Raw genomic sequence first — 16,006 nt, 5'->3', positions numbered from 1 at the left:
GACAGTCGGAAATTACCCGGACGGCTGCAAGGCTGGAAGGACATTTCCCCGACGATACGGATATCATCCCGCTTTACGGCAATCTTTCTCAGAAGGAGCAGGACGCCGCGATCAAGCCGGCAGCCTCCGGGCGACGGAAGATTGTCCTTGCAACATCGATAGCGGAGACCTCGATAACCATCGATGGTGTGAGGGTCGTGGTCGACAGCGGTCTGCAGCGGTTGCCGGTTTTCGAACCGGCGACCGGCATCACCAGGCTTGAGACCGTGCGAGCATCACGCGCCTCGGCCGATCAGCGCGCCGGCCGCGCCGGCCGAACCGAGCCCGGTGTTGCCATTCGCCTCTGGCATCAGGGGCAGACGGCAGCACTCAGTGCATTTACGCCGCCGCAAATTTTGGCGAGCGATCTTGCCGGCCTTGCGCTCGATCTTGCCCATTGGGGTGTTCATGACCCCTCGTCTCTCGCCTTTCTGGACGCGCCACCTGAGGCTGCACTCAAAGAATCGGTCGCACTCCTGAAAAATCTTGGCGCCCTTGATGAAAGCGGCGCACTGATGCCGCAGGGCCGCCTGATGCGAGGCCTCTCCCTGCCGCCGAGGCTCGCAGCGATGGTGATTGCAGCCGCAGGCGAAGGCTCGGGAAAAAAGGCGGCGATGCTTGCGGTCATGCTGACGGAACAGGGCCTGGGCGGAAATAATATCGATCTCGATGACAGGCTACGGCGCTTTCTTGCCGATAGAGGTGAAAGGGCGCAGGCGGCGCGCAAGCTGGCTTTCCGCCTTCTCTACACAGTCGGTGATATGCCGGCGGCAAACGACATGCCGAGCGAGGCAGGACCGCTTCTGCTGCACGCATATCCGGACAGGATCGCGCTTCAGCGCGGCGCGCGCGGCCGGTATGTCATGGCGAATGGCCGCGGGGCTGAACTGGCTGAAACGGAGCGGCTGGCGGCGAGCCGAATGCTTGTTGTCGCTGACATTACGGGACGAGCCGCGCAGCCGCGCATCCTTGCGGCGGCCGGCATCGACAGGGCCGATATAGAAGAGCGTATGCCACATCTTATCGTTCAGCAGGATCAGCTGCTGTTCGACAAGGCGAGCGGACAGGCGCGGGCGCGCCGGGTAGTGCGTCTGGGCGCTATCATTCTGGACGAAACGCCCCTGCCCCGTCCCGACGGTGAGCAGGCAGCGCAAGCGCTCGCCAACGGCGTTCGGGATTTCGGCATCGGCATACTTCCTTTTTCGAAAGAGACCGCGCAATTGCGCGATCGGATCGGATTTCTGAATGCCAGCATCGGAGAGCCCTGGCCGGATGTCAGCGACGAGGCGTTGCTTTCGCGGCTGGACGAATGGTTCATCCCTTTTCAGCATGGCGTCCGGAGCCTTCAGGACATCCGGCCCGGCAGTCTTTCCGAAGGGATTCTGTCCCTGGTGCCACATGAGGTCGCGCGAGATCTCGGCAGGCTGGCGCCGACCCATTTCGAAGCGCCAACGGGCCAGCGGCATCCCATCCGCTATGACGCCAGCGAGCCGACGCTTTCCATTCGCGTGCAGGAGCTTTTCGGGCTGAAGGCGCACCCGGCCATTGCGCAGGGGCGGTTGCCACTGCTCCTGGAATTGACGTCGCCGGCGCACAGGCCGATACAGACGACGCGTGATCTTCCCGGCTTCTGGGCGGGATCGTGGAAGGACGTGCGGGCAGATATGCGTGGTCGCTATCCGCGTCATCCGTGGCCGGAGGATCCCGCCGATGCCCTGCCGACCAGCCGTGCGAAACCGCGCGGAACGTGATGATGACAAGGGTAAAGGAGACGAAGGTGGCTGGCCATCCGATCGAAACCACCAGGCTTGGCCGCGCCAGCCGCAGGATAAGGTTGCAGACCATTGTGTGGCTTCGCTGGCTGGCGGTTGCGGGACAGACGGCGACGATCCTGCTTGTCGCCTTCGGGCTGAATTTTCCGCTGCCACTTTTGGCCTGCGGCCTTTTGATCGCGGCGCTGGCGCTCGCCAACCTTTTTCTCACCGCCCGTTTTCCCTCCACCTACCGGCTGGAGCCGTGGGAAGCGACATTGCTGCTGGCCTTTGACCTTTTGCAATTGACGGCGCTGATCTATATCACAGGCGGACTTTCCAATCCTTTCGCGCCGCTGATCTGCGTGCAGGTCATCATTGCCTTTGCCTCCCAACCGTTGCGGCATTCCCTCATTCTCCTCGGCTTTGCCGTCATCTGCTCGACGGCGATCGCCTTTTCGCCCTTTCCGGTTCCCTGGTATCCCGGTGAGGTCTTGCCGATCCAGCTTCTGCTGCATGTCGGCACCTGGGTGGCGATCATTGCCACCACGTCTTTCGCAGCTTTTTATGCCTATCGCGTTTCCCACGAAGCAAATCAGCTCGCGGATGCGCTGGCTGCGACCGAACTGGTGCTGGAACGGGAAAAACATCTTTCACAGCTCGACGGCCTGGCGGCCGCCGCAGCGCACGAGCTGGGTACGCCCCTTGCGACGATCAGCGTCGTCGCCAAGGAGATGGAGCGGGAACTTGGGGATGATGAGAAATATGGCGAGGACATAGCGCTGCTGCGCAGCCAGAGCGAAAGATGCCGCGACATTCTGCGTCGTCTCACCTCCCTGTCCGCCGACAATGAGGAGCACATGCGCCGCCTGCCGCTTTCATCGCTGATCGAGGAGGTAATGGCGCCGCATCGCGAATTCGGCATTCGTCTGGAACTGGTTGAAAAGAACAATCGCGCCGACGAGCCGGTCGGAATCCGCAATGCCGGCATCATCTACGGCCTTGGCAACGTCATTGAAAATGGCGTGGATTATGCGCGCGAAAAAGTCACCGTAACGGTGGATTACGATCATCAGAACGTTTCAGTCATCATTGAAGACGATGGGCCAGGTTATGCCCATGACGTGCTTGCCCGTATCGGCGAGCCCTATGTGACCGAACGTCACAATGACACACGTGCAGGTGGGCTCGGGCTCGGGCTCTTTATCGCCAAGACCTTGCTGGAGCGCTCCGGCGCCACCGTCGCGTTCGAAAATCGCGGCACAACCGGAACCGGCGCGCGGGTCACAATCGTCTGGCCTCGGGCGCTCATGGAGGATAAAAGAAGCCGTTGACTTTACCATTCACGCTGAAGCGGCAATAAGAACAAGAAAAGCCGATGAAGTTGCCGGAAGGCCGGAGACATGAAGACAGAAGACCAGACCTCATCCACAAGCGCGCCGGCGGACGATATCGATCCTATCGGACCTGACAAATCTCTGCTGATCGTTGATGACGATGGCCCTTTCCTGCGGCGGCTTGCCCGGGCCATGGAGACACGTGGCTTTATTGTCGACACTGCCGAGACCGTGAGCGAAGGCATCGCGCGTTCCAAGGCTGCGCCGCCGAAATATGCGGTTGTCGATCTGCGGCTTGCGGATGGCAACGGGCTGGAAGTGATCGAAGCCATCAGGCAGAACCGCGACGACACGCAGATCGTCGTTCTGACCGGCTACGGCAATATCGCCACCGCTGTTACCGCCGTAAAACTGGGGGCGCTGGACTATCTGGCCAAGCCTGCCGATGCCGACGACGTGTTCAACGCCCTGACGCAGCGCAAGGGTGAAAAGACGGAAGTGCCCGAAAACCCGATGTCAGCCGACCGGGTTCGGTGGGAGCACATTCAGCGCGTTTATGAAATGTGCGAGCGCAACGTCTCGGAAACGGCGCGGCGACTGAACATGCACCGAAGGACGCTGCAGCGTATTCTCGCGAAGCGCGCGCCCAAATAAGCGCCTATTCGCCAAAGCTGCGCCCGGTGGTCCATTCCGCCAGCATAAGCCGGGTCGCAGCGGTTCTGGAAAAATCCAGCATGACAGATTTGCGGGTCGCCGGCGGCAATTTATGTTCCGGCGCGTCGCGAAGCATGTGAGCGCCATACCCATCCGACAGTATCAATCCGCATTCCTCCGGGAATATATCGGTCGGAACTTCCGGATGGGTGGCAAAAAACAATCGATCGCAATGCAGGCGGTATTCCGGCCATTTGCGATCGACGCGGAAATCCTCGATCGAGGATTTGATCTCGATGATCCAGATTTCACCCTTGACCGACAGGCTGATGAGATCTGCCCGTCGCCCGCTTGCAAGCGGCAGTTCCGGCAAGACCGAGTGGCGCATTTCGTGCAACAGCACCTGCACGCCGCGGCGCACCAGCATCGCCTTGTCCGACTGGCGGCCGTCGATTAACGGATTATTGTTGGTAACGGAAAGAATAGTCATGGATAAAGGCTGCTGAAGCGTTTGGCCTATTGTTGCAAAAAAGGCAATCAACCGGCAATTTTAAATGCGGTGCCGTTTCGCGGCTGCACAACGGCTTGCCAAGAGCGGCTGAATGGAAAATAACCGATTTATCCTATTAAGCCTACTCCTTCGCACAATTTGGCGAATTTTCCGCGAGAACGACATGCGCATCCGTACCCCATTGACCATACTCGGTCTCACGGCAGCACTGGCACTGGCCGGCTGCGCCGAAACTACATCCCAATCCGCCACTCCAACATCAGGCAAGATCGCAGCCTCCGTACCGGTTGCTGATCCCGTTCCGGCGAAAGTCGAGACGGTGCAGATCTTCAATGATGTTTATGGTCCGGTGACCGATGCGGGCTATGCGCTGCCGGCCATTCCGATCAACCGTGTGAATGAGAAGTACCGTCGCCAGATCGTCGAGTTCCAGACCAACGAGCGTCCCGGCACGATCATCGTCAATACGCGCGATCGTTTCCTTTATTATATCCTCTCCGGCAACCGCGCCGTGCGTTACGGCATCGGCGTCGGCAAGGCCGGTTTCGCCTGGGCCGGTGAAGCCTATGTGGCCTGGAAGCAGGAATGGCCGATGTGGCATCCGCCAAAGGAAATGGCAGACCGCAAGCCGGAAGTGGCGAAATATGTCGAGGCCGGCATGGGCCCCGGCCTTTCCAACCCGCTCGGCGCGCGCGCCATGTATCTCTTTAACGAAAAGGGACAGGATACGCTGTTCCGTATCCACGGTTCGCCCGAATGGGCCTCGATCGGCACCGCTGCTTCTTCCGGCTGCATCCGCATGATCAACCAGGATGTGATCGACCTTTACAGCCGCGTCCGCCCAGGCCGCAGCACCAAGGTCGTCGTGATCCAGTAAGGGCCGCAACAGCAGATCAAGAAAAAGCCGCCGGGAAACGTCCCGGCGGCTTTTTTATTGGTGAAAAGGGCGGAGATTACGCCGCCTGCTTTGCCTTCAGCTCGAGGCGGCGGCGGTGCAGGACCGGTTCAGTGTAGCCGTTCGGTTGCTCCCGGCCCTTCAACACCAGTTCGACAGCAGCCTGAAAGGCTACCGATCCTTCAAAGTCAGACGCCATCGGCAGATAGGCCGGATCGCCTGCATTCTGCGCGTCGACCACAGCGGCCATGCGCTTCATGGTCTCGACGATCTGCGCCTCTGTCACGACGCCGTGGCGCAGCCAGTTCGCCATGTGCTGCGCTGAAATGCGAAGCGTCGCGCGATCCTCCATCAGACCGATATTGTTGATGTCTGGTACCTTGGAGCAGCCGACACCCTGATCGACCCAGCGCACGACATAGCCTAGAATACCCTGCGCATTGTTGTCGAGTTCACGCTGGATTTCTTCCGGCGTCCAGTTGGGACGCGGCGCAACCGGCACTGACAGAATGTCGGAAAGCTTCGCACGGCCGCGGCTTTTCAGCTCTTGCTGAACAGCGGCGACATCGACCTTGTGATAATGCGTGGCATGCAGCGTCGCCGCCGTCGGCGACGGCACCCATGCCGTGTTGGCGCCAGCCTTCGGATGCGCAATCTTCTGCTCCAGCATCGCTGCCATCAGGTCCGGCATGGCCCACATGCCTTTGCCGATCTGCGCATGGCCGGAAAGACCGCATTCGAGCCCGATATCGACGTTCCAGTTTTCATAAGCGGCGATCCAGGCGGCCTGCTTCATGTCGCCCTTGCGGATCATCGGACCCGCTTCCATGGAGGTATGGATTTCGTCGCCGGTACGGTCGAGGAAGCCTGTATTGATGAAGACCACACGATCCTTCGCTGCGCGAATGCTTTCCTTGAGGTTAACAGTGGTGCGGCGCTCCTCATCCATGATGCCCATCTTCATGGTGTTTGGCTGCATGCCGACAAGCTCTTCGACCCGCGTGAAAATCTCGTTGGCGAAGGCCACTTCTTCCGGCCCATGCATCTTCGGCTTCACCACATACATGGAGCCGGCCCGAGAGTTCTGGCGTCGCCCGGAAGGGCCGACGTCATAGAGTGCAATGAGCGCCGTGACGACGGCATCCATGATGCCCTCGGGTACTTCATGCCCATCCCGGTCAAGGATTGCCGGATTGGTCATGAGATGACCGACATTGCGCACCAGCATCAGCGACCGGCCCGGCAGCGTCAGCGCGGAGCCATTGGGCGCTGTATAATAGCGATCCGGGTTGAGGCGGCGCGTGAAAGTGTGGCCGCCCTTGGAGACCTCTTCCGCCAGGTCTCCACGCATCAGGCCGAGCCAGTTACCGTAAACCAGAACCTTGTCCTCGGCATCGACGGCGGCAACCGAATCTTCGCAATCCATGATGGTCGTCAGGGCAGATTCAAGAATGACATCAGAGATGCCCGCCCTGTCGCCCTTGCCGATTTCGGTCGAGGGATCGATCACGATTTCGGTATGCAGACCGTTCTTGCCGAGCAGGATCGTCGCGGGCTTTGCCGCTTCCCCGGTGAAACCCTTGAATTGCGTTTCGTCCTTGAGACCGGTCCCGCCATTGCTGGCAACAAGCTGCAGCAGCCCATCGACGATCTCGAAACCGGTGACATCAGACCAGCTGCCGCTCAAAAGCGGAGCGGTTTCATCGAGGAAGTTACGCGCCCAGGCGATGACCTTTTCACCGCGCTTCGGGTTATAGGCCCTGCCCTTCTCGGCACCATCGGCATCGGAAATGGCATCCGTGCCGTAAAGTGCATCGTAAAGCGAACCCCAACGGGCATTGGCGGCGTTCAGCGCATAACGGGCATTCATGACGGGAACAACGAGCTGCGGACCGGCGACGGCAGCAATTTCCGGATCGACGTTGCTGGTTTCCACCTTGAAATCAGGACCTTCCGGCAAAAGGTATCCGATTTCCCTCAGGAATGCCTCGTATACATCGAAATCCGAGGGGGCACCGTTCTCTCGGTACCAGCCGTCGATTTTTTCCTGCAACGCATCGCGCTTGGCGAGCAGTTCACGGTTCTTCGGAGAAAGCTCGTGAACAATGGCCGAAAAGCCTTCGAAGAACGCCTCGCTGTTTAGACCCGTGCCCGGCAGGACATCTTCAGTCAAAAAGGCATAAAGCCTGTCATCGATGGAAAGGCCGAATTTATTCGTGCGGCTCACATGCGCCTCCTCTATTCTGGAAACACAGATTGGACGCGGAGGCGGGCGCTCGTCAATTGCGGCAGCCAGCCAAATATTATTTCCTTTTTGGAAACAATGCAGCCGATAGTCGCCGTTTTCTACAAAAGCGCCTGGAGATCCTTGATGCGGTCATTCACCAGCCAGCCGTAATAATTTTCCTCCGGCAACAGTGGCTGTTCCCCGCCTGCGGCGCGCTGGCGGTTCTTTTGGGCCAGAATGGCAGCGCGCTGTTGCGACCCACCGACATTATAAAGCGTGGAGGTCACGCCCGGATTCTTCGAAATGTCCATATCGGCAATCGACCGGTAATCATCGATCGATTTGCGGATAGAGGCCGCCATGAAAGCCAGCGAGCGGTCGGGGTCCATGATGGCGGTGTAGACCGCGGTGGCGTCGTTCTCATCCAACTTCTCATAACCCGACGTTCTCGCCACCATGTCGGACAGCATCAGCGCCGTCAGCGGATTTATCTGGCCGAGGCCGAAGGTCTGGCCGGCATAAAAGGGCTGGAAGAACACAGCACTGAAACGGTTGTTCGGATAGGTCACGCCATCGACGGTCTTGCCGCGGAAACTGTCATCCCATACATCTTCCCGGCAGTTCCAGAGACTGTAGGAATCCTTCTTCGACTGGCATTTGGAAAATTGCGAATGCGTCAGAAACTGCGCAATCGTTTCATCCTTATAGCCGAAACGGAAGCTGCTACCCGCGTAAGAAGCTGCCTTGACGTAATAAGACTGCAGCCGGTCATAGGCATCGACATTATAAGTGTGTTCGCCAACGATCGCGCCGATCATATGGATCGGATCAATCCCGTAACGCCCGGCCGTCGACTTGATCTTGGCGATCAGCGCCTTGTCAGAAGACAAAAGATCGATGACCTTCTGGTACTTGCGCTCAAAAGACGTGTTGGACGCCTTGGTTCTTTTTGCGGAAGCACCGGGAACACCCGGTTGCTCGGCATTGCGATTGCCCGGCGGCACGACCGTTGCGGCCTGCACATAAGAAGACGCGGTGACGGTAAACGTCAAAGCAGCGGCAAATGCCAGAAGAGTTTTGCGCACGAGCGAATGCCTTTTCTCAAGCCTGCGGCTTCTGCCAGCGAAAGGTGCTGGAAAACCTGATCATTCCACTAAAACGGTTCCAATCGGAATGCAGCCCTTCCCATAAACAAAATGCGGGCTGAATGCGAGATGAGGCAGATAAAATAAAAGAGTGCGGCAAATATGGCCGCACTCTTCTTTCCTCGATCCCTGAAGTCTTCAGAGAATATAGCGCGAGAGGTCCGTATCGGCGGCGAGGTCGCCGACATGTTTACGGACATATTCCTGGTCGATCTTGACGGCGGAACCGCCACGATCCGGCGCGTTGAAGGAAATTTCGTCCAAAACACGCTCCATTACCGTCTGCAGACGGCGGGCACCGATATTTTCGACCGACGAGTTGAGATGAACGGCCACATCAGCCAGAGCATCGATGGCGTCGTCGGTGAAGTCGAGATCCAGTTCTTCCGTCGCCATCAGCGCCTTGTACTGGCGGATGAGGCTTGCTTCCGTCTCCGTCAGGATACGGCGGAAATCTTCCCTCGTCAGTGGCTTCAGCTCAACGCGGATCGGCAGGCGGCCCTGAAGCTCAGGCAGGAGATCCGACGGCTTCGCCACATGGAAGGCGCCCGATGCGATGAACAGGATATGGTCGGTCTTGACCGGCCCATATTTGGTCGAAACCGTCGTGCCTTCGACGAGCGGCAGCAGGTCGCGCTGCACGCCTTCGCGCGAGACGCCGGCGCCCATGCCGCCATCGCGGGCCGCAATCTTGTCGATCTCGTCAAGGAAGACGATGCCGTCATTTTCCACCGACTTGACCGCTTCGCGCTGGATCATCTCATTGTCCAGCAGCTTGTCGGATTCGTCGCGGATAAGGTCGGCATAGGATTTCGACACCGTCGTGCGCACCTTCTTGGTGCGTCCGCCCATGGCCTTGCCGAACATTTCCGACAAGTTGAGCACGCCAATATTGGCGCCCGGCATGCCCGGGATTTCGAAACCGGGCATGCCCGATCCGCTATCGGCCACCTCGATGTCAATTTCCTTGTCGTCCAATTCACCATCGCGCAGCTTCTTGCGGAAGCTCTCGCGCGTGCCCGGTGACGCGGTTGAGCCGACCAACGCGTCGAGCACGCGCTCTTCGGCGCTCTGATGCGCCTTGGCCTGCACTTCGGCGCGCTTCTTTTCGCGCACGAGGCCGATACCAATCTCGACAAGGTCACGAATGATCTGCTCGACATCGCGGCCGACATAACCGACTTCGGTGAACTTGGTGGCTTCAACCTTGATGAAAGGCGCGCCGGCTAGCTTAGCGAGGCGGCGCGAGATTTCCGTCTTGCCGACACCGGTCGGCCCGATCATGAGAATATTTTTCGGCATCACTTCGTCGCGCAGGCTCTCATCGAGCTGCTGGCGACGCCAGCGATTGCGCAGCGCAATCGCGACCGCCCGTTTTGCATCGTGCTGACCGATGATGTGGCGGTCCAGTTCCGAGACGATTTCCCGGGGAGAAAAAGTGGTCATTCTGTCCTCTCGGCTTTCCTGTTCCGGCCGGCCATTCGGCCCGGCCCACAGGACCCATTGGTGAGAAATACGCTTACTCGGCGTCGAGCGTTTCCACGACGAGATTGTGATTGGTATAAACGCAGATATCGGCGGCGATATCGAGCGCCTGCCGGGCCACGTCTTCGGCCGACTTGTCGGTATCCATCATGGCGCGGGCGGCAGCGAAAGCATAATTGCCGCCGGAACCGATGGCGATTGCGCCGTGCTCGGGCTCCAGCACATCGCCATTGCCGGTAATGGCAAGCGTGGTGGATTTATCGGCGACCAGCATCATCGCTTCGAGATTGCGCAGATATTTATCCGTGCGCCAGTCTTTTGCGAGTTCCACGGCGGCGCGCATGAGCTGGCCGGGATATTGCTCGAGTTTCTTCTCGAGGCGGTCAAGCAAAGTAAAAGCATCGGCCGTCGCGCCTGCGAAACCGGCAATCACTTCACCCTTGCCGATGCGGCGAACCTTGCGGGCGTTGCCCTTCATGACGGTCTGGCCGAGGCTCACCTGCCCGTCGCCAGCCATGACGACCTTGCCGCCCTTTCTGACTGTAATGATTGTTGTCATCAAACACCTGTCTGCCCTGCCGGGCCTGGAGTTAACGGGCCGGGTTGCGGCCCTTTTCGGGTTCTATGTAAGTCTGGTTTTTGCGATTGCAATCACCGGGATCACACCGGGTTTTCCGCAGGTCAGCCAAGACGATGGAACAACTGGATATTTGTGTCCCGTGCTGATAAGGAACGGCGACATTTTCACGGAGCGGCCAAAATGGCAGAACGTAAAGGCGAGATTATCCGCAAGACCAACGAAACCTCGGTTTCGGTGCGTGTGGATATCGACGGCACCGGCAAATCGAAAATTTCCACCGGCGTGGGATTTTTCGACCATATGCTGGACCAGCTGAGCCGCCATTCGCTGATCGACATGGAGATCGAGGTTCAGGGCGACCTGCACATCGATGATCATCACACCGTGGAAGATACCGGTATCGCCATTGGCCAGGCGATCGCGAAGGCGCTTGGCGACCGGCGCGGTATTACCCGCTACGCCTCGCTCGACCTTGCCATGGACGAGACGATGACCAAGGCCGCCATCGATATTTCCGGCCGGCCGTTCCTCGTCTGGAACGTCAATTTTTCCGCGCCAAAGATCGGCACCTTCGACACGGAACTGGTGCGCGAATTCTTTCAGGCGCTCGCCCAGAATGCCGGCATCACGCTGCATATCCTGAACCATTACGGCGCCAACAACCATCATATCGCCGAAACATGCTTCAAGGCCGTTGCCCGCGTTCTTCGCACGGCAACCGAGATCGACCCCCGGCAGGCAGGCCGCGTTCCCTCAACAAAGGGCATGCTGGCCTGACGCCAAAGCTGTCAGGAAGCCCATGACAAGCTATCTCGTTCTGGAAGCCCCCAACGGGCCGGACAGGGACCACAAGACGACCCGATTCATTGCCGATCGTTTCGTCTGGCTGGCTCTCTTTGCGCCATGGTTATGGCTTGCGATCAACCGGCTGTGGCTGGCGACGGCTATCGTTGTCATCGCACTCGTTGCAGCCGGACAAGTCTCGATGTTAGCCGGATTCGAACCTGCCGGAATTCTTGTTGGTTTCACGATTGGGCTCATAACAGCGCTGGAGGGACGCAATTTTCTCGTCCGGCACCTGATCCGCAAGGGTTGGACGCTGAAGTCAGTCGTTTCCGCCCCTGATCTTTCGAGCGCCGAAGACATATATTTCTCCCGTCTCTCCGAAAACGCTGACGCGGAAGAACAGCTGTCGCACCCGGTCTGGACCCCTTCGCCGCGAAAGAGCGGCGGCAAAAACTTCGTCAACGATCCCGCCGGACCGTTTATTTTCGACTTGAATGGAAGGCGCTGACATGCGTGTCGCGATCATCGACTACGGTTCGGGCAATCTGCGTTCGGCCACCAAAGCTTTCGAGCGTGCCGCGCGTGAAGCCGGCATCAACGCAACCATCGATTTGACCGACAAGCCGGATCACGTCGCCTCGGCAGACCGCATCGTGCTGCCTGGTGTCGGCGCTTATGCCGACTGCCGCGCCGGTCTGGATGCCGTTCCCGGAATGCATGAGGCGCTCCTTGAAGCCGTCGAGAAAAAGGCGCATCCCTTCCTCGGCATCTGCGTCGGCATGCAGCTCATGTCCTCGCGCGGGCTGGAAAAGACTGTTAGCACCGGGCTCGGCTGGATCGAGGGTGACGTGGTGGAAATGACGCCTGCCGATAAGAACCTGAAGATTCCGCAGATCGGCTGGAACACGCTGGAAATCCGCCACGCCCACCCGCTGTTCGACGGCATCAAGACGGGCGCGGATGGCTTGCACGCCTATTTCGTGCATTCCTATCATCTGGCGGCCAAGCACTCGACGGATGTCATCGCCACCACAAATTACGGTGGCGCGATGACGGCTTTTGTCGGTCGCGACAATATGGCCGGCGCGCAGTTCCACCCGGAAAAAAGCCAGACGCTCGGCCTTGCCCTGATCTCCAATTTCCTGCGCTGGAAGCCCTGACATGATTCTTTTTCCCGCAATCGACCTTAAAGACGGTGAGTGCGTTCGCCTGAAACTCGGCGATATGGACCAGGCCACCGTCTATAATACCGACCCCGGCGCACAGGCGAAAGCTTTCGAGGATCAAGGCTTTGAATGGCTGCATGTCGTTGATCTCAACGGTGCGTTCGCCGGCCAGACGGTCAATGGCGCGGCGGTTGATGCCATTCTGAAGGCGACGAAAAACCCGGTGCAGCTGGGCGGCGGCATCCGCACGCTCGATCATATCGAGGCCTGGCTGAGCCGTGGGCTTGCTCGCGTCATTCTCGGCACCGTGGCGGTGCGCGATCCGGTTCTGGTCATTGAAGCCTGCAAGCGTTTTCCCGGCCAGGTCGCCGTCGGCATTGATGCCAAGGGCGGCAAGGTTGCGGTGGAAGGCTGGGCGGAAGCCTCCGAACTCGGCGTGATCGAGCTTGCCAAACGTTTCGAAGGCGCTGGTGTTGCCGCGATCATCTATACCGATATCGATCGTGACGGCATTCTGGCCGGTATAAATTGGGCCTCAACGCTGGAACTGGCCGACGCCGTCTCCATCCCGGTCATCGCGTCCGGTGGTCTCGCCTCCATCGACGACATCAAGCGCATGTTGCAGCCGGATGCGGCAAAGCTTGAGGGCGCGATTTCCGGCCGCGCGCTTTATGACGGCCGTATCGATCCGGCGGAGGCGCTCGCCCTCATCAAGGCCGCAAAGGAGGTACGCGTATGACCCTAAAAGCCCGCGTTATTCCCTGCCTGGATGTGAAAGACGGCCGTGTCGTCAAGGGCGTGAACTTCGTAGACCTGATCGACGCCGGCGACCCGGTCGAGGCGGCGAAAGCCTATGATGCGGCAGGCGCGGACGAACTCTGCTTCCTGGACATTACCGCCTCTTCGGATAATCGCGACACGATCTTCGATGTCGTTTCACGCACCGCCGATCATTGCTTCATGCCACTGACCGTCGGTGGCGGCGTTCGCGCCGTCGCCGACATCCGCAAGCTGCTTCTGTGCGGGGCCGACAAGGTCTCGATCAATTCCGCAGCGGTCAAGGATCCCGACTTCGTGGCGCAGGCGGCCGACAAGTTCGGCAACCAGTGCATCGTCGTCTCCATCGACGCCAAGCGGGTTTCGGAGGATGGGGAAGAAGGCCGCTGGGAAATATTCACCCATGGCGGACGCCAGCCGACCGGGATTGACGCCGTGGAATTCGCCATCAAGATGGTCGAACGCGGCGCCGGCGAATTGCTTGTCACCTCGATGGACCGCGACGGCACAAAGAGCGGTTACGATATCGGCCTGACGCGCAGCATTGCCGATCAGGTTCGAGTCCCTGTCATCGCTTCGGGGGGCGTCGGCACGCTGGACGATCTGGTGGCAGGGGTTCGGGATGGCCATGCGACTGCGGTGCTTGCCGCTTCGATCTTCCACTTCGGCACTTATTCGATCGGTGAAGCCAAGAACTACATGGCCGAGCATGGCATCGCCATGCGTCTCGACTGATTGCAGGATTCCCCCATGAGCGCATTTTCCCTTTCCGATCTGGAGCGCATCGTCGCAACCCGCGCCGCTGCCTCTCCTGACGAATCCTGGACGGCCAAGCTGGTTGCGGCTGGCCAGGAGCGTGCGGCGAAGAAACTCGGCGAAGAAGCCGTGGAAGCCGTCATTGCGGCCATCGCAAAAGACCGCGACGGGCTGAAGAACGAAGCGGCGGACCTGCTTTACCATCTGCTGGTGGTTTTGAAGATCGCCGACATCCCGCTGAATGAGGTTTTCGCCGAGCTGGAGCGCAGGACCGGGCAAACCGGTCTTGCGGAAAAGGCAGCGAGGCCGACATCATGAAGATCGAGGCAGGCAGCGGGGAGAGAGGCATGCCGAGCACACTCGATCATTTCCGACCGGATGAATATTCGCCCTACCACTTCTTCAGTTCGGAAGAATGGTCGAAGTTTCGTGCCGACACGCCATTGACGCTTTCTGCCGACGAGGTCAAGCGGCTGCGTTCGCTGGATGATCCGATCGATCTGGATGAGGTGCGGCGCATCTACCTGTCTCTGTCGCGCCTGCTGTCTTCCCATGTGGAAGCATCGCAGCTGCTGTTTGAGCAGCGCAACCGCTTCCTCAACATGGCTGACGTCAACAAGACGCCCTTCGTCATCGGCATCGCCGGCTCCGTTGCCGTTGGCAAATCCACGACGGCACGTATTCTGAAAGAGCTTCTGGCGCGCTGGCCTTCCAGTCCCAAGGTTGACCTCATCACTACTGACGGATTTCTCTATCCGAACGAGGTATTGCGGCGCGAGAATCTGATGGAGCGCAAAGGCTTCCCGGAGAGCTACGATATCGGCGCGCTCCTGCGTTTCCTGTCGGCCATCAAGGCAGGCCAGCCCAATGTCAAGGCGCCGCGTTATTCGCACCTGACCTATGACGTTCTGCCGAACGAGTTCACTGTCATCGACCAGCCGGATATTCTCATCTTCGAAGGCATCAACGTGCTGCAATCGCGCGACCTGCCGGCAGGCGGGAGGATCGTGCCGATCGTTTCCGACTTCTTCGATTTCTCGATCTATATCGACGCTGATGAAGGCCTTATTCACAACTGGTATGTGAACCGGTTCATGAATCTGAGAAAAACCGCCTTCCGCGATCCTAATTCATTCTTCAACCGTTATGCCTCGATCAGCGAAGAAGCGGCGCTCAGCATTGCTGAAGGCCTCTGGCAGAACATCAACCTGAAGAACCTGCGGCAGAACATCGTGCCGACCCGCCCGCGCGCCGACCTTATTTTGCGCAAGGGCAAAAACCACCTGATCGACACGGTCGCGCTTCGCAAATTGTGAAAGATGCCGCGAAGGCGGCATCTCCGTCGCAGCGATTACAAGGCGTTATCAGGCAAGGTCTGGAATGCGCAGAACCTGGCCGGGATAAATCTTGTCGGGGTGCGTCAGCATCGGCTTGTTGGCTTCGAAGATGATGTTATTCTTCGCGCCATTGGCCTTGCCATATTGCGCTTCCGCAATCTTCCAGAGATTGTCACCCTTTTTGACCGTATAGAAGACCGGTTCTTTCGCCGGCGCTTCGGCCACTTTTAACTCGCCGGCCTCGACCTTGGAAATGCCGAGCGTGTTGCCGACCGCGATGACCGCCTTTTCGAAAATCGATTGATCGGCCACTTCGCCCTTCAGGACAACCTTGTCATCCACCACCTCGACCTGAACCTTGTCGGTGCCGAGATCGTGGGAAGCGAGTTCCTTCTTGACCGCTTCGACATCCGGCGCGTCGTCGCCGCCGATACCAAGCTTCTTTCCCGCTTCCTTGATGAAATTGAACAGACCCATAGCACCCTCCTTGGTTGTAGGGAGGCTTACCAGACGATATTTGAAGCTCTATGACAAGGGCGAAAGATTCGTCGTCTGATCGT

Annotated in this window: 17 protein-coding genes (1 of these 17 only partly in view); 11 read left to right on the top strand and 6 right to left on the bottom strand. The window is 59.0% G+C overall.

The features are described from left to right. The 3 genes from hrpB to HQN82_RS12335 form a co-directional block, all read left to right on the top strand. Positions 1-1,790, top strand: partial view of an ATP-dependent helicase HrpB gene (gene hrpB, locus HQN82_RS12345; RefSeq protein ID WP_173614928.1) — the 3' portion only. The gene continues 697 nt to the left of window position 1, outside the view; the window shows 1,790 of its 2,487 coding nt (coding positions 698-2,487); the start codon falls outside the window, past its left edge; it ends in the stop codon at positions 1,788-1,790. A gap of 26 nt (positions 1,791-1,816) precedes the next feature. After that, positions 1,817-3,124, top strand: coding sequence for a two-component system sensor histidine kinase ActS (actS, locus tag HQN82_RS12340; RefSeq protein WP_173615018.1), 1,308 nt, complete (start codon positions 1,817-1,819; stop codon positions 3,122-3,124). 69 nt (positions 3,125-3,193) lie between these two features. Then, positions 3,194-3,781, top strand: coding sequence for an ActR/PrrA/RegA family redox response regulator transcription factor (locus HQN82_RS12335; RefSeq protein WP_004444351.1), 588 nt, complete (start codon positions 3,194-3,196; stop codon positions 3,779-3,781). Between the two features lie 4 nt (positions 3,782-3,785). Here HQN82_RS12335 and HQN82_RS12330 read toward each other — a convergent pair whose 3' ends face one another. Continuing rightward, complete coding sequence (locus tag HQN82_RS12330; RefSeq protein WP_004444350.1) at positions 3,786-4,271, bottom strand: MmcB family DNA repair protein; 486 nt, start codon at positions 4,269-4,271, stop codon at positions 3,786-3,788. A gap of 184 nt (positions 4,272-4,455) precedes the next feature. Here HQN82_RS12330 and HQN82_RS12325 point away from each other — a divergent pair, with 184 nt between their 5' ends. Then, a complete protein-coding gene (locus tag HQN82_RS12325) occupies positions 4,456-5,169 on the top strand; it encodes a L,D-transpeptidase (protein ID WP_006700126.1) in 714 nt (237 codons plus the stop codon). Between the two features lie 76 nt (positions 5,170-5,245). Here the strand turns inward: HQN82_RS12325 and HQN82_RS12320 are convergent, their stop codons facing one another. The 4 genes from HQN82_RS12320 to hslV all read right to left on the bottom strand — a co-directional run bounded on the left by HQN82_RS12320 (position 5,246) and on the right by hslV (position 10,603). Next, entirely contained in the window at positions 5,246-7,414 is a 2,169-nt protein-coding gene (locus HQN82_RS12320) for a malate synthase G (protein ID WP_173614927.1), read from the bottom strand. Positions 7,415-7,533: 119 nt separating this feature from the next. Beyond that, positions 7,534-8,499: a DUF1402 family protein gene (locus HQN82_RS12315; RefSeq protein WP_004444344.1), complete on the bottom strand. Its 966-nt coding sequence runs from the start codon at positions 8,497-8,499 to the stop codon at positions 7,534-7,536. A gap of 198 nt (positions 8,500-8,697) precedes the next feature. Beyond that, entirely contained in the window at positions 8,698-10,005 is a 1,308-nt protein-coding gene (gene hslU / locus HQN82_RS12310; protein ID WP_004444342.1) for an ATP-dependent protease ATPase subunit HslU, read from the bottom strand. 73 nt (positions 10,006-10,078) lie between these two features. Next, positions 10,079-10,603, bottom strand: coding sequence for an ATP-dependent protease subunit HslV (gene hslV, locus HQN82_RS12305; RefSeq protein ID WP_004444336.1), 525 nt, complete (start codon positions 10,601-10,603; stop codon positions 10,079-10,081). 201 nt (positions 10,604-10,804) lie between these two features. Between hslV and hisB the strand changes: the two genes are divergently transcribed. The 7 genes from hisB to coaA are packed head-to-tail and all read left to right on the top strand — an operon-like array spanning position 10,805 to position 15,425. Next, positions 10,805-11,401: an imidazoleglycerol-phosphate dehydratase HisB gene (hisB, locus tag HQN82_RS12300; protein ID WP_112553009.1), complete on the top strand. Its 597-nt coding sequence runs from the start codon at positions 10,805-10,807 to the stop codon at positions 11,399-11,401. 22 nt (positions 11,402-11,423) lie between these two features. Continuing rightward, entirely contained in the window at positions 11,424-11,918 is a 495-nt protein-coding gene (locus HQN82_RS12295) for a DUF2628 domain-containing protein (protein ID WP_173614926.1), read from the top strand. A gap of 1 nt (position 11,919) precedes the next feature. Continuing rightward, the gene (hisH, locus tag HQN82_RS12290; RefSeq protein WP_004444331.1) at positions 11,920-12,570 is read left to right on the top strand and encodes an imidazole glycerol phosphate synthase subunit HisH; all 651 of its coding nucleotides are present in this window, start codon (positions 11,920-11,922) and stop codon (positions 12,568-12,570) included. Position 12,571: 1 nt separating this feature from the next. After that, the gene (gene hisA / locus HQN82_RS12285; protein WP_035208065.1) at positions 12,572-13,315 is read left to right on the top strand and encodes a 1-(5-phosphoribosyl)-5-[(5-phosphoribosylamino)methylideneamino]imidazole-4-carboxamide isomerase; all 744 of its coding nucleotides are present in this window, start codon (positions 12,572-12,574) and stop codon (positions 13,313-13,315) included. After that, on the top strand, positions 13,312-14,088 hold the full coding sequence (gene hisF / locus HQN82_RS12280) for an imidazole glycerol phosphate synthase subunit HisF (RefSeq protein WP_112765696.1): 777 nt from the start codon (positions 13,312-13,314) through the stop codon (positions 14,086-14,088). Before hisA ends, hisF begins: the two co-directional genes overlap by 4 nt. Positions 14,089-14,103: 15 nt before the next feature. Continuing rightward, positions 14,104-14,427, top strand: coding sequence for a phosphoribosyl-ATP diphosphatase (locus tag HQN82_RS12275; RefSeq protein ID WP_004444325.1), 324 nt, complete (start codon positions 14,104-14,106; stop codon positions 14,425-14,427). Beyond that, complete coding sequence (coaA, locus tag HQN82_RS12270) at positions 14,424-15,425, top strand: type I pantothenate kinase (protein WP_004444323.1); 1,002 nt, start codon at positions 14,424-14,426, stop codon at positions 15,423-15,425. The genes HQN82_RS12275 and coaA overlap by 4 nt, the downstream gene beginning before the upstream one ends. 48 nt (positions 15,426-15,473) lie before the next feature. Here the strand turns inward: coaA and lysM are convergent, their stop codons facing one another. Next, positions 15,474-15,923, bottom strand: coding sequence for a peptidoglycan-binding protein LysM (gene lysM, locus HQN82_RS12265; protein ID WP_006700119.1), 450 nt, complete (start codon positions 15,921-15,923; stop codon positions 15,474-15,476). Between the last annotated feature and the right edge of the window lie 83 nt (positions 15,924-16,006).

The sequence above is a fragment of the Agrobacterium pusense genome (genome assembly GCF_013285525.1).
GTDB lineage: Bacteria > Pseudomonadota > Alphaproteobacteria > Rhizobiales > Rhizobiaceae > Agrobacterium > Agrobacterium pusense.
The sequence above is the reverse complement of the archived record's forward strand: the minus strand, read 5'-3'. Positions and strand labels throughout refer to the sequence as shown.

What these genes read in the sequence shown, in the direction of transcription:
- HQN82_RS12335 (WP_004444351.1), top strand. Translation starts at nt 3,194, where the DNA reads ATGAAGACAGAAGACCAGACCTCATCCACAAGCGCGCCGGCGGACGAT.
- HQN82_RS12330 (WP_004444350.1), bottom strand. Translation starts at nt 4,271, where the DNA reads ATGACTATTCTTTCCGTTACCAACAATAATCCGTTAATCGACGGCCGC.
- HQN82_RS12325 (WP_006700126.1), top strand. Translation starts at nt 4,456, where the DNA reads ATGCGCATCCGTACCCCATTGACCATACTCGGTCTCACGGCAGCACTG.
- hslU (WP_004444342.1), bottom strand. Translation starts at nt 10,005, where the DNA reads ATGACCACTTTTTCTCCCCGGGAAATCGTCTCGGAACTGGACCGCCAC.
- hslV (WP_004444336.1), bottom strand. Translation starts at nt 10,603, where the DNA reads ATGACAACAATCATTACAGTCAGAAAGGGCGGCAAGGTCGTCATGGCT.
- hisB (WP_112553009.1), top strand. Translation starts at nt 10,805, where the DNA reads ATGGCAGAACGTAAAGGCGAGATTATCCGCAAGACCAACGAAACCTCG.
- HQN82_RS12295 (WP_173614926.1), top strand. Translation starts at nt 11,424, where the DNA reads ATGACAAGCTATCTCGTTCTGGAAGCCCCCAACGGGCCGGACAGGGAC.
- hisH (WP_004444331.1), top strand. Translation starts at nt 11,920, where the DNA reads ATGCGTGTCGCGATCATCGACTACGGTTCGGGCAATCTGCGTTCGGCC.
- hisA (WP_035208065.1), top strand. Translation starts at nt 12,572, where the DNA reads ATGATTCTTTTTCCCGCAATCGACCTTAAAGACGGTGAGTGCGTTCGC.
- hisF (WP_112765696.1), top strand. Translation starts at nt 13,312, where the DNA reads ATGACCCTAAAAGCCCGCGTTATTCCCTGCCTGGATGTGAAAGACGGC.
- HQN82_RS12275 (WP_004444325.1), top strand. Translation starts at nt 14,104, where the DNA reads ATGAGCGCATTTTCCCTTTCCGATCTGGAGCGCATCGTCGCAACCCGC.
- coaA (WP_004444323.1), top strand. Translation starts at nt 14,424, where the DNA reads ATGAAGATCGAGGCAGGCAGCGGGGAGAGAGGCATGCCGAGCACACTC.
- lysM (WP_006700119.1), bottom strand. Translation starts at nt 15,923, where the DNA reads ATGGGTCTGTTCAATTTCATCAAGGAAGCGGGAAAGAAGCTTGGTATC.